General features: G+C 54.4%; 16 protein-coding genes. 11 read left to right on the top strand and 5 right to left on the bottom strand.

The window, feature by feature from the left end:
* The first annotated feature begins 55 nt into the window (after positions 1-55).
* From ACR6A7_RS04535 to ACR6A7_RS04520, 4 genes are all read left to right on the top strand, one after another.
* Positions 56-259 carry a hypothetical protein gene (locus ACR6A7_RS04535; RefSeq protein ID WP_033748479.1) on the top strand — a complete coding sequence of 68 codons (204 nt, stop codon included), beginning with the start codon at positions 56-58 and terminating at the stop codon, positions 257-259.
* Positions 260-447: 188 nt separating this feature from the next.
* The gene (locus ACR6A7_RS04530) at positions 448-1,704 is read left to right on the top strand and encodes a mechanosensitive ion channel family protein (protein ID WP_434123623.1); all 1,257 of its coding nucleotides are present in this window, start codon (positions 448-450) and stop codon (positions 1,702-1,704) included.
* A 201-nt stretch (positions 1,705-1,905) separates the two neighbouring features.
* Positions 1,906-2,091: a con-10 family general stress protein gene (locus ACR6A7_RS04525; RefSeq protein WP_434123622.1), complete on the top strand. Its 186-nt coding sequence runs from the start codon at positions 1,906-1,908 to the stop codon at positions 2,089-2,091.
* A 349-nt stretch (positions 2,092-2,440) separates the two neighbouring features.
* Positions 2,441-2,698: a hypothetical protein gene (locus ACR6A7_RS04520; RefSeq protein WP_434123621.1), complete on the top strand. Its 258-nt coding sequence runs from the start codon at positions 2,441-2,443 to the stop codon at positions 2,696-2,698.
* A 16-nt stretch (positions 2,699-2,714) separates the two neighbouring features.
* Here the strand turns inward: ACR6A7_RS04520 and ACR6A7_RS04515 are convergent, their stop codons facing one another.
* On the bottom strand, positions 2,715-3,404 hold the full coding sequence (locus ACR6A7_RS04515; protein ID WP_434123806.1) for a B3/B4 domain-containing protein: 690 nt from the start codon (positions 3,402-3,404) through the stop codon (positions 2,715-2,717).
* 43 nt (positions 3,405-3,447) lie between these two features.
* Here ACR6A7_RS04515 and ACR6A7_RS04510 point away from each other — a divergent pair, with 43 nt between their 5' ends.
* The 4 genes from ACR6A7_RS04510 to ACR6A7_RS04495 all read left to right on the top strand — a co-directional run bounded on the left by ACR6A7_RS04510 (position 3,448) and on the right by ACR6A7_RS04495 (position 5,914).
* Positions 3,448-4,050, top strand: a complete 603-nt coding sequence (locus ACR6A7_RS04510; RefSeq protein ID WP_434123620.1) for a helix-turn-helix domain-containing protein — start codon at positions 3,448-3,450, stop codon at positions 4,048-4,050.
* A 31-nt stretch (positions 4,051-4,081) separates the two neighbouring features.
* A complete protein-coding gene (locus ACR6A7_RS04505; protein WP_434123619.1) occupies positions 4,082-4,975 on the top strand; it encodes a dihydrodipicolinate synthase family protein in 894 nt (297 codons plus the stop codon).
* Between the two features lie 139 nt (positions 4,976-5,114).
* Entirely contained in the window at positions 5,115-5,576 is a 462-nt protein-coding gene (locus ACR6A7_RS04500; protein ID WP_434123618.1) for a YlaC family protein, read from the top strand.
* Between the two features lie 80 nt (positions 5,577-5,656).
* On the top strand, positions 5,657-5,914 hold the full coding sequence (locus ACR6A7_RS04495) for a hypothetical protein (protein WP_434123617.1): 258 nt from the start codon (positions 5,657-5,659) through the stop codon (positions 5,912-5,914).
* Positions 5,915-6,147: 233 nt separating this feature from the next.
* On the opposite strand, the gene ACR6A7_RS04490 is transcribed toward ACR6A7_RS04495, so the two are convergent.
* The 3 genes from ACR6A7_RS04490 to ACR6A7_RS04480 all read right to left on the bottom strand — a co-directional run bounded on the left by ACR6A7_RS04490 (position 6,148) and on the right by ACR6A7_RS04480 (position 7,356).
* Positions 6,148-6,423: a biofilm/acid-resistance regulator YmgB/AriR gene (locus tag ACR6A7_RS04490; protein WP_434123616.1), complete on the bottom strand. Its 276-nt coding sequence runs from the start codon at positions 6,421-6,423 to the stop codon at positions 6,148-6,150.
* A 107-nt stretch (positions 6,424-6,530) separates the two neighbouring features.
* On the bottom strand, positions 6,531-6,758 hold the full coding sequence (gene ycgZ, locus ACR6A7_RS04485) for a regulatory protein YcgZ (protein ID WP_033748467.1): 228 nt from the start codon (positions 6,756-6,758) through the stop codon (positions 6,531-6,533).
* Positions 6,759-7,047: 289 nt separating this feature from the next.
* Entirely contained in the window at positions 7,048-7,356 is a 309-nt protein-coding gene (locus tag ACR6A7_RS04480; protein ID WP_434123614.1) for a hypothetical protein, read from the bottom strand.
* A gap of 413 nt (positions 7,357-7,769) precedes the next feature.
* Here ACR6A7_RS04480 and ACR6A7_RS04475 point away from each other — a divergent pair, with 413 nt between their 5' ends.
* Positions 7,770-8,948, top strand: coding sequence for a diguanylate phosphodiesterase (locus ACR6A7_RS04475; RefSeq protein WP_434123613.1), 1,179 nt, complete (start codon positions 7,770-7,772; stop codon positions 8,946-8,948).
* Positions 8,949-9,067: 119 nt separating this feature from the next.
* Complete coding sequence (locus ACR6A7_RS04470; RefSeq protein ID WP_434123612.1) at positions 9,068-9,700, top strand: alanyl-tRNA editing protein; 633 nt, start codon at positions 9,068-9,070, stop codon at positions 9,698-9,700.
* 200 nt (positions 9,701-9,900) lie between these two features.
* On the opposite strand, the gene ACR6A7_RS04465 is transcribed toward ACR6A7_RS04470, so the two are convergent.
* Positions 9,901-11,394, bottom strand: coding sequence for an alpha/beta hydrolase (locus ACR6A7_RS04465; protein ID WP_434123611.1), 1,494 nt, complete (start codon positions 11,392-11,394; stop codon positions 9,901-9,903).
* 366 nt (positions 11,395-11,760) lie between these two features.
* Here ACR6A7_RS04465 and ACR6A7_RS04460 point away from each other — a divergent pair, with 366 nt between their 5' ends.
* Positions 11,761-12,093: a hypothetical protein gene (locus ACR6A7_RS04460; protein ID WP_434123610.1), complete on the top strand. Its 333-nt coding sequence runs from the start codon at positions 11,761-11,763 to the stop codon at positions 12,091-12,093.
* Positions 12,094-12,110 lie beyond the last annotated feature (17 nt).

Here is a 12,110-nt window from a genome sequence, read left to right as displayed (position 1 = left end):
GGATTTCGACGCCAGGCTACGCTGAATAAACCCGTAATTCAGGAGAGTAAAGCCCGTGAAATTTGAAAATCAGGATGCGTTTAAACTGGCGGTGGCGTATATGGAGCGAAAAGAGAACGTCACCGGCATTACCGTCTACTTTAAATCCTTTATCGAAACCTACCAGAAATTCGATCGCTGGCTGAGCGCCGCCGATCCGGTGCAGGCTGTCGAAGAGGAGAAAAAAGCGGCAAAAGCCAATCCCGATTCTCTGCTCTGACGCGCCGTGTGGCGGGATAAGAGGGTCGGCTTCTCCCTCACTCTTACCCCGTTGTCCTGGCGCCCTTCGCCCGGCTCCGTCTGGGCGTTGTCCCCTTGCACCAGCACCTTAGCGACGCATTCGTCGCTTATCATCCGCCTCTGTTTTATGCTTAACTTTCGCTCTACCTTTTTCAGTACGTGGTAAAAATGCACTATTTTAACGATGTAATGGGCTTTATTGAGGGGAACATCGCGCTTTCCGCCACCTTCAATATTATTCTGCTGGTCCTCGCCGGCATGGTTGCGCATCTTGTCTGCAAATTTTTCGTGGTCAAGGTGGTACGCAAAGTCTTTTTCAGCACCCATAAAAGTGACGTGCCGCTGGATAAGGATGTGAGGATATCGGAGAAGCTCTCTAACTTTATTCCGGTTATCACCGTCTATTATCTGCTGCAGTTTATGCCCGAACTGCCGGAACATCTGCAAATCGCCATCAGGACGCTGTGCGGCATTCTGTTCTTTGTCTATTTATCGATCTTTTTTAATGAAGTACTGGAGATCGTCAATAACTCCTATTCGAAGAAATCGAAGCGTAAAAATCATTCGATTAAAGGCTATATTCAGGTCGGCAAAATTCTGGTGCATATTTTATCGGCCATTATGATCCTGGCGATTATGTCGAATAAATCGCCGGTGATTATTATTTCCAGCCTTGGAGCCGCGGCGGCGATATTGATGCTGGTTTTTCAGCATACGCTGCTGTCGCTGGTGGCCAATATCCAGCTCTCTTCTAACGATGTGCTGCAGCTTGGCGACTGGATAGAGATGCCGGATAAAAATCTCAGCGGTGAAGTCACTGATATCGCCCTGCATACCATTACTATCCGCAACTGGGATAACACCATCTCCCGCATTCCCACCAAAAATTTCCTGACGGAAACCTACACCAACTGGCAGGCGATGTTTTCGTCGGGCGCGCGGCGCATTATGCGCAGCTTTTATCTCGATCTCGATTCCGTCACCTTTGTGAATCAGGAAATGCTGCAGTCGATGACGCAGCTGCGCGGCGTCAGCGAACCGCTGTCGGTACTGCTTGACGGCCGCGACATCAGCGCCGTAGGCGATCGCTGGTTTATTGAAAACGGCATGACCAATCTTACCGTGTTCCGCCACTACCTGACCGCCTGGCTGGCGCAGCGCGACGACATTCGCAAGGATATGTATATCGTGGTGCGCGCGCTCAAGCCCTCGCCGGACGGACTGCCGATCGAGGTCTACTGTTTTACCTCGTCAACGCTGTGGGCCGACTATGAAAATTCGCAGTCGGCGATTTTCGAGTATATCTACGCCGTCGCCGGGATATTTTCGCTGCGCATCTATCAGCACCCTTCCGGCTCCGATTTCTGGCGTCTTTCGCGCGACCGCGCGCAGGCGTCAGGGGAAAACCGCTCGCCTTTCGCCTGAAAAGCCAGCATGTTCAGACCCGGTTTTAGCTTCTCTCTCTGCCGCTGCGCGCAGCGGCAAGCCCGCCCTCTTTTTATTAATGTGCATAGAATCAGCTGCTTTTGCTTAAGCCTTCCCTTGCTTACGCGAGACGTCGGGCTACGCTTAAAGCGTGACTAGCTAGTCCTTTTATCTAACGGAACACTGATAGGAGTTCTACCTATGACACAACAGAAGTACAGAGGTGGCGCGGGTAATTTTGCTAACGATCCGGATCGAGCCAAAGAAGCGGGCAGCGCAGGAGGCAAAGCCAGCGGAGGCAATTTCAGAAACAATCCTGACAGAGCCAGGGAAGCCGGCCGGAAAGGAGGGCAGAAAAGCCGTCGCCCGCCTGGTAGTTCTGAGTAAGGTACCTTTTGGACTGTTGTTCGCCAGGGAGTGGCGGTTTCCTCTATCGTCACGAATGCGCATAAAAAAGGCCGCCTGAAGGCGACCTGACAGAATACGCGTGCCCCATCCGGCGCTTATCTCCGGCACTCGCAATGGCTTAGCTCTTGAAGGGGCGGAAGAAGAGTCTCACAAAATGCGTCAGGCGCTTTAACCTTTCTTGCTCAGGCAACTATTAGCCTGCTAACAAATTATGATCAGGTGAGCGCCTTGTTTCTGCTTCCCTCACGCCCCTCTCCTTTTATCGCTACACTTAAGTCATCGCGGGCGTTTTTTGCCGCGCCGCACTCCCCCTGATGAGGTCAAGCCTATGCCGTCCGGACAGTTCTATATACTCGATAAGCCTGAACTGACTTTTAGCTGCAGCTATCATCTCGACAGCGTTGCCGATCGCGCATTCGAGTCGCGCATGCTGCTTGAGATCCAGAAGGAAAACCAGCCGGTTGAGGTGTTTGCGCCGCTCAGCATCGGTCAGGAGATGGTTTTCGTTTCGCCCAGCGGCGAAGCGAAAAATCTCTACTTGATCAGCGAAACCGACACCCATTTTATCTTTGCTTCTCGCGCCTGAGGGCGCAGTTCAGCCTTCAAATCGGCCCTAACAGCTTCTGCTCGCATTCCACACCGGGCATGATTGTATTTAATCCGTCGGTCAGCATCTGTCCGGCAGCGTAGAGCGCCTCAAGCGGCATTGGCGGCAGGCTTTCAAGAATGAACCACATTCTCCGATCCGTTACGCTCAGTCGGGTTCTTACTCCCTGCCGCCAGTTCCAGCGGCGACAGGTAACACCCTGATTATCACGCCAGATCACTTCGCCTGCCTCTGGCGTTTCAACGGCTGGCTGTCCATCTTTAAGGGTATCGAACATTTCTGTGCCGTCAGCGATAACCAACTCTGGCGTGCCGACATACGCGGCGAGGTTCTCTCCCCCAACCGGAATGGCGTAGCGCAGGCTGACCGCGTTATAAAGATCGACGACGGGATCAAGCGATGCCATGCCGCCGTCACGAACGACGCGTTTACGTAGTGCCTCTGCTGAGCATGGCGTGCGTTTAGGTTTTGCGCCAAACGTTCGAAACACCTCGCTCCAGGCGTTTAAATGCGCATCCGCCCAGTCTGGTTTACCCGCAAGCACCGCTGCGCAAGCTTCGCGCAGCGCCTCAGTACCGAACTGCGGAGAGCGTACGGCGGCGACCTTCACCACAATGCTTAATGCGCGGAAACCCGGCGCGACATGACGGATATCTGAACTGATTGACGGCACCATTGAAGAGATCTCATAATCCAGTAATGACTAATTTATTGCATAATATCGACCGATGACCAAAAAAGTCAATATAACGACCAGCACTGGCGCCGATGCAGCGATGGTGAACGAAGCGATTTCTGCACGAATCAAGCTTTACCGCAGCCAAAAAAAATTATCGCTGGATGAGCTGTCGCGCCGGGCGGGCGTCAGTAAGGGAATGCTGGTGGAGATTGAAGCCTGCAAGGCTAATCCCAGCATTGCGCTGCTTTGTCGGCTCGCCGCGGCGATGGGCGTCTCTGTCGCCGATATCGTTGACGTCGCCAGCGATCCAAAAGTACATGTTCTTCAGCCTGAACAGATCCCTCTGCTGTGGCAGGGAGAGCACGGCGGAAGCGCCAGATTACTGGCGGGCACCCGTGGGCCCGATATGGTTGAACTGTGGCGATGGGAACTTTATCCAGGTGAGATATTTACCTCTCCAGGACATCCATCGGAAACCTCTGAGCTGCTGCATGTGACCGCCGGGACGCTGTTGTTAACGGTAAATGGCGACGCTTATACCCTTGAAGCTGGCTATTCAGCCGTCGCTGCCACCGATACGGCACACAGCTACGCCTGTGCCAGCGATGAGCCGCTTATTTTTACTATGACGGTGCATGAAAAAGCGCGCTGACGCGCGTGAACGTAATAAACTGGAGCTCGCTATGTTTACCGGACTGAGCGCTTTTCCCCTGACACCCGTGACCGCGTCAGGCATTGATGAAAATGGATTTGCCCGCATTCTTGCGCGGCTAACGACGGCCAAAGTCGACGCTATCTGTGCGCTGGGGTCGACGGGTAGCTACGCTTATCTGACGCGGCAGCAAAGATCACGCGTCGCGACGCTGGCGGTTGAGCAGGCAGAAAAAATTCCAGTGATGATTTGTATCGGCGCCGTCAGCACTTCTGAAGTGCTGCATCTTGCCGATGACGCGCAGCGCGCAGGTGCCAGCGCGCTGCTTTTGCCGCCGGTGAGTTACCAAAAGCTGAGTGAAGATGAAGTGTTTAGCCTGTTTGAAACGGTCTCTCGCTACGTTTCGGTGCCTGTTTGCCTGTATGACAATCCCGCCACAACACATTTTAACTTCTCTTCTGATCTTTACCGGCGTATCGGCAAGCTTCCTCACCTTGAATCGGTAAAAATCCCAGGCGTACCGGATGAGGCGGAACAGGCGCGCAGCCATATTAATCAGCTGCGCGCCCTGCTGCCTCAGCGAATCTCTATTGGCGTCAGCGTAGACGCCGTTGCCGGGATGGCGCTCAATGCGGGCTGCGATCTCTGGTATTCCGTTTGTGGTGGCCTTTTCCCACAGACGGCGAAGGCGATTACCGTCGCCGCCGCACTGGGCGATTGTGCGCGCGTCACCCAGCTCTCCGCGCGCCTGAGCCCGCTGTGGGCGCTCTACCGTAAGCACGGCGGAAGCATTCGCGTAATGGCGGCGGCGGCCGGCGTGCTGGGCCTGACCGATCCTGATTCTCTCCCTCGTCCGCTCCTGCCGCTTTCGGTCGAACATCGGGCTGAAATCGCCGAGGTGATTACGGCGCTGGAACTCTCCTGATCCTTTCCTCCTGACGCCGTTTCACTCAGGTGCAGCCAGGGCGTGATTCACCTGGCTGCCATTACGCTTTGTTAGCAGTGTCTAATCAAACGCGATTCCTCTATACTTTCGGCGTTATTTTTTAGCAGAGAGTGGTGACATGTATAGCGAATTAGAGAGCCTGTTGCAGCAAGAGCTGGATCAAATAAACCGCGCTGAAAATCGCAATGACAGACCCTATTTTGATATCTCGTTTATTAAGCAATATCCGGGGCTGTATGGCCTGATGTGCTTTCTGTTTGTGATTACCATGGGTGTCCTGCTTTATTCCTCCTCATTCGGCACCATTGAATATATGGTTTGCTGCGCTATTTTCGCCATCTGTAATTTCTTCTTCTTTTTCCATATCAATCCTGCCTACCGGGTTAAGGATATCGACAGAGGCGCGCTGAAAAATTGCTATACCGGCGACTGGTATATGGAACGCCACGTGCGCGACGATTTTATTCAGTCTCTGCTTGCTGGCAACGTGCTTAGCGCTGACGAAAAGGCGCGCCTGAAAAGCCAGTACGAGAAAAAGGGCTATCTTTACTTCGCGGATATCTCCCGCCTCAGACGCTAGGTGAAAGCGAGCAGAGAATCGCCTGCAGTCCGCTATTCCTGTGCTAAGCTTTTTCCAGGTTTCAGGCGAGACGAGGAAATATGGAAAATAACCCAAACGAGAAAATGACCAATATCGTTATTGGCGAAGCCGTTATGCTGCTGGTGAGCGCGGGTGTCGATATCTCGTGGCGCACCGTGACGGAAACGCTGCAGCTTCAGCTTAAAATGGAACAGGACAGCGAGCGTCTGATGGCGATGCGCCATGCGATCAATCAGGTGCATAACGAACTGCGCGCCCACTATGGCGTGCATGGCGCAGTAACCGGTCGTCCGTTGCCAGAGAGACTGCTGCACTAATGCGGCAGTCACCGTTAAGCCTCTCAGAAAATTCCTTTTCTTATCATTGAGACTTTCGCTGACGCGCTGCCATGCCAGGCTGAAGAGAGTGAAAGCACTTAGAACAGGAGAGAGCGATGAAAATCTGGATTGCCGTTTCCCTTGCCGCCGCGTTGAGCTGTTCCGTTATGGCGTCGCAGGGGCAGTTTGAAACCACTGCGCCGGTGCCCGCAGGTCAGACGGCGCATCACTGATTAAATACCTTCGTCGTCCGGCGTGCGTCCTACCACGATCTCCAGGCAGTGACGCAGCACATCCAGTTGCACCACATCGGTGGTGCTCTCCAGTTCAGCGATGAGATAAAGAATAATCGCTTTGCTGGTAACGCGTTTGCCATGGATGACAATGTCGCGAATCACGCCATCCAGTACGCGAGACTCTGCTTCCAGGCGATCGCCCGCTTCACGGAAGTGATGAATAATGTCGGCTTCTGCAGACGCGCTGTACTGAGTATTCGGTTGAATTGACATAGTATGTTCTTTTAGTATGGCCTGCGATCATCGCGCAGCGCCGTTAAATAATGGCTGCTCAGGCTGAGCGCCGCGGCTCGGCCTGAACCAGTTGCGACATCCGGCGATTAGCGGCTGAACAGCATGCCAATGAGCAAATGAAGCTGCTGCTCTTCCTCTGGTCCCGTCGCCTGCTCCAGCCGACGGATCAGACGTGAGCACAACGCCTTGCGATTCAGGTTTTGGCCAGCGCGCAGAATCTCTGTCACAACCTGACCCAGGGTTTCCTGCTGCGAAGGCAGCGCGGTGGTGCTGATATAGCGAACTGTGTCTGCGATTACGACATTCTGGCGCATGGTGAACCCTCTGCGTTAACAAGCGATTAAATTATGGTCGTCAAAACCTGCAGTAAAGTTATACAAATCTTGCAAACTTGTACAGCCCTGACGAGCTTGTACAGGTCTTATTTTTGTGCAAAAAGTGCTGAATCGCTGAAAAAGCCCGTATTTACAGGGTTTGAGCAGGTTAAAACGTTCAGATAAAGTTGTACAACTTTGCGGGTAGGGCAATCTGGCGCAGATAGACAGGTGTCGTCCCTGACAACGATCTCCGGCCGGGACGCGTCAGACGCGCCCGATAATGAGGTTATCTTTCATCGTCGTTTTCCGGCCGGAGCCGGATGACGTCCTCGCTGTGTTTTCCATCATCTTCCCGCCCTGCGACTGTTAGCCAGTGCAGTTCGGATCGATCCCGGATGTCATGATGCTGATAGCTCTTCAGCCAGCGTCTGGCCTCCGAGATAGCCGTTAGCCTTGCGGCGTGGGTTTCATTTTCAGCCATCCGACCCAGCTCAGCGATGAGTGTCTCAACGCTTATTTCTTTCTCACCGAGAGCCAGGCTAATGACAGCTTCGCCAATAATGGCGTTACCTTTCTCGTCGTTGTGAAATAACACGTAGTCTCCTTTTGTTTGCGAATTAGACATAACCTCATTTGTCAGTTTAGTAACCACAAACCTGGACAGAATTTTAATTTTGTAAAGGGCACCTCTGTAACGCAAAAAAAGCGCCCTTCGCTGGCCCCCCCCAAAAAAAAACTGTAACTTACCTTCAAGCGAAGCGGTAGACTAAAAAAAAGATCGCTGCTGAATTTTTAATCCTTTTAAATACATAAGGTTAAAATTTTAAAAATCATAATCATGATCCCTTCTACCGCGTAAGTCGATGCAGATAACTATTATTTTTCCTCTTTTTCCGCCTGAATTAACAAAATTCATCTCGTCAGGGCACAAATACCTCAGCGTAAATTGGCGTTCGGCTACCTGTAACTGTTAATGTGGCGGCGACAATCACCAGAACCGGAGCATTCATGCTTACAACAATAATTTACCGCAGCCATCTTTCTGACGATGTACCTGTGAAATCCCTTCCTGGCATGGTGGATAAAGCCAGCCAGCTGAATGCATCCCATGAAGTGACCGGCATCCTGCTGTTTAACGGCACGCATTTTTTTCAGATTCTGGAAGGGCCGGAAGCAGGCGTGCTGGATATCTACAGCCGCATCTGCGCCGACAAGCGCCATCACAACGTGGTAGAGCTGATGCGCGACTACTCGCCAGCGCGCCGTTTCGGCAACGCCGGTATGGAGCTCTTTGATCTACGCGAGCATGAGCGGTCCACCGTCCTGCAGGCGGTGCTGGATAAGGGCACCTCGCGCTATCGCCTCACCTACGACGATCGCGGCTTACAGTTCTTACGCACCTTTGTCGAATCGCGCGAAAAAGAGAACTATTTTGAAGTGCCGCCGGTTGAATACTGGGACTTTATTGCCGACCAGACAGGCGCCTCAGACGCCTGGCCCGCCAATCACGGCGTGACCTTTAAGCCAGTTATCGATCCGCTGGGTCGCCAGGTCACGGCGATTGAGGCTATCGCTACGCTGAATGAAGAGGGAGAAGTCGCGCCTGAAGGTTTGCTGAAATATCAGGCCAGCCTGAACGCCGCCAGACAGGCTTTCAACCAGGCGGGCAGAGCCTGCCCGGAAGGCATGCCGCTCTACGTCAGCCTGCTGCCGATGACGCTGGTGGTCATCCCTGAGGCGGTGCGCGTGATTGTGGATGAGATCCGCAGCGCCGGACTGGTGCCAGAGCAGGTGATTATCGGCGTCAGCGAAACAGAGGTGATTTCTCAGCTTGATGCGTTTTCGGTTGCGGTAAGGCAGCTCAAGGAAGCGGGCATCAGCTTGTCGATCGATAACTTCGGCGACGGTTCTGCAGGGCTTTCCATGCTGACCCGCATTCAGCCCGATCGTATTCGCATCGGCGCGGGCATTATCCGCGACGTCCACCGCAGCGGCCCAAGACAGGCAGTGGTTCAGGCAATTATCAAGTGCTGCTCCGCGCTGGAAATTACCGTCATCGCCGCCGGCATTGAACGTCCGGAAGAGTGGATGTGGCTGGAAGCGGCAGGCGTTATCAACTTCCAGGGCCGTCTGTTCAGCGATACCGGCGCCGCCGTCGCCTGGCCGGAGCTTCGCGAAGCGATTTAACGGATTGCCCGTCGAGCAGGGATGCTCGTTCACTCTCATCACTTCCCCTCCCTCGCCCTTTTTTATTGCATGCAGAGTCAGTATGCTGCTTCCTGTCTTTCTTTTTTACAGGAGTTGCCGTGACTGAAAAACGCTATTACGCCAGCGATGCGCTGGAGACTGAAAGCCAGGTAATAAGCTGCACGCCACAGGACGAGGATCGCTACTGCGTCATTCTTTCTGCCACGCTGTTCCATCCGCAGGGCGGCGGTCAGCCCTCTGACAGAGGCACCATTAACGACGTAAACGTGCTGCAGGTGGTGCAGGATGGCGACCAGGTACTTCACTTTACCGATGGGCCGCTGGAGCCGGGTCCGGCACGGCTAAAGGTTGACGCCGGGCTACGCGCGCTCCACTCCCGCTACCACTCCGCCGGCCATCTTATCGGCCTGGCGGGAGAGAAATATGGCTGGCTGGGCGTAAAAGGAAACCACAAGCCGGGCGAAGGTCGCATCGTTTTTGAGGCCGTCGCGCCTTTGACGCCCCTCACCCTTGATGAGCTTAATGCCGATGCGGCGGCGCTGGTTCAGCGCGGCGACAGTCGCGTTATCACTGACGCGGCGGGGAAACGTATGGTGACCTGGGGCGATCTCAAACCCTATGCCTGCGGCGGCACCCACGTGCAGAATACGCTGGAAATCGGCAACATCCGTATCCTTAAGCTCAAAGAGAAAAAAGGGCAGCTCTCCGTTCAGTACGAGCTGGATGCCTGAGTTTGCCCTGATCTCGATTAATCTTACCTTTCAGAGATATCGGCAAAACGGTGCGTATCTCACCCAGGACATTCCTTACGCTGCACTATGATGAAGGGGTAACACACAGCAACGTGTTGCCTACGAAATCAAGATGCTAAAGACACGCTCTGTTGCCCGCCCCGTGCGGGCTTTTTTGTGGACGGCATCCCCTGCCCTGGCTAGCGGCCGATGCAGGCGCGATAATCCGCTGCGCCACTGCAGGCAATCTGTGCATCAATGCGTGCCATCATCTCGCTGAAAAAAGGATTGGAAGTGGCGCGCATAAACGTCTCCGGGCCAACAGTCAGGCTGCTGGTTTCGCCACGTAGCGAGAGGGTACCCAGCGAGATGCCATAGCGGTTCTTCTCGCCTGGCTGCGTGCCATAGAGATCGTCGCTCAATGGAAAAGGCACGGCGATATGCGACAAAGAGAACATATCCTGCGGCCAGGCAAGGTTTAAAGGTTCAATCCGTTCGTCGACCTCGCCCGCATTGATGGTGCGCGCCTCAGTTTGATAGGTGGCTGGCGTTCGGTTAGTAATGACGGTCGTCGCGTAAGCGCGCGGCGCGGCAGGCAGCAGACGACTGACCGCTGAGGGAAGCGGCGCGCGGAACAGCGCACTCATATTGGCCGCCTGGTTGATATCAAAAATCACCAGGCTGCTGCCGTTGCGCGGCAGATAGCGATAGAGCGCATCGACCACCGCGCGCGTGCTGACCGTGGCGTCCATGACCGACTGAAAGGTGAGCACCGGCGCCAGCGCGCTAATCTGGCCGCTACGCGCGGCCTGAGCAATCTGCCCCTGCAGCGACTGAGTCAGCAGCCAGGACTGGCGCGCAGCGTTCACGGGAAACGAATTGTATTTGAAGGGGTTATATTCCGGTACAACGTTGAGCCAGGCGGTTCGGGCGAAGGCAGGAAACAGCGCAGGCCAGCCTGCAACACCGGCGAAACGGGCATAGCCGGTAACGCCAGTCATCGGCGACAGTAAAACGATCTGCTGCGGGGCGCGCAGCGTTTTATCGCTCAGGCTCTCCAGCGCATATTTCATCGCCAGTGCGCCGCCGTTGGAGTAGCCCACCAGATGCAGCGGCCGCTGCGCGCCTGCCAGCCGGGTTGCCTCCCGCACCGCCAGCCGGGTCGCCGCCATCCAGCTCTGCCAGTTAACGGCGGTGAGGGATCCCGGCGCCGTGCCATGCCCGGGCAGCCTCGGCACAACCGCGACAAAGCCGCGCTGCTGATAATCGTGCGCCAGATAGCGCACGCTGTAGGGGGAGTCGGTCAGGCCATGCAGCAGCACTACCGCGCCCCGAATGTCGCCTTTGGGCATCAGAATAAACGAGCGATTCCAGTCGGTATCGAAGCGCGCCGGATAAACTGCGCTGCCAGGATAAAAGCGGTTCAGCGCGTTTTTATCCTCATCGCTGAGCGCATCGCTCAGCTCGGTTTTCATCTCCTGGAAAATGCGCGCTTCACGCTGCTGATAGTCGGCGAAGCTGGCGCGATCAATCTCATCGGCGGACATCTCATCGGCCACCCAGCTGTGCCAGGGATGCAGCGGCGATCCCTGCTCTGACTGGTAAATACGACCGGTAAAGAAAACCAGCAGCAGAACAGCGCTGACGACCAGCGCCCGTCTGGTCAGCGTTAAGAGAGTCTGAGTCCGTGCCATCTGTTGGTCCTCCGGTAAGCTGACGGCGATTTTGTCCTAAAAGCCGCTGCGCCACCAGCCCGACATCGCCCTTAACTAAAATGCAGCCTTAACAGGTTTTAAAAAAACGTAGCCGTCAAGCCGTCGCATAAAAATGTGCGCAGCGGCACAGCAGCAATTTTTAAATCGACCATAGTGACAGGTTCATTTCAAATAAACCCTGCCATAAATAATAATAACAGGGTTATGTGGTAAATCATCGCCCTACTTATATACTCAACTTATAGAGCCCGAAGCATTAATTAGGCTGCAAACCGGCTTATCCGGCCTGAGCATTATTGAAAACTGACGGGGAGCTTTCCAATGCGTAATTTCAGGTTACCGCTGTTGATTGCCCTTTCTCTTTTAGGCGGCTGTCAGATGACGCCGCAGGAAGCAAGAATGAAATCTGCTGACTTTCATCAGGTTAGCAACCGAAGCGCCGGACAGTTAAGTGAATGCATCTATCGCGGCTGGTCATCCACCGAGGTTGTGCAAAAAGATAACACCACCCATCTTGAGCATGAAAGCCAAAGAGTGACGGTCTATACCTGGGAAAATTCAATGTTCGCCGATGTGTATAAACGCGGCGCAGGATCGGAGGTGCATTTTTATAAAACCTTTACCATGGGGCCGGAAGTGCTCGCGGATCGCAGCCGCATAGTGAAACGCTGCGCCTGACGCGTATTTATATCGGC

Source organism: Pantoea phyllosphaerae (genome assembly GCF_051025595.1).
In the GTDB taxonomy this organism is placed as follows: domain Bacteria; phylum Pseudomonadota; class Gammaproteobacteria; order Enterobacterales; family Enterobacteriaceae; genus Pantoea.
Note: the sequence above shows the minus strand (reverse complement) of the source record. Positions and strands in the feature narration are given on the sequence as shown.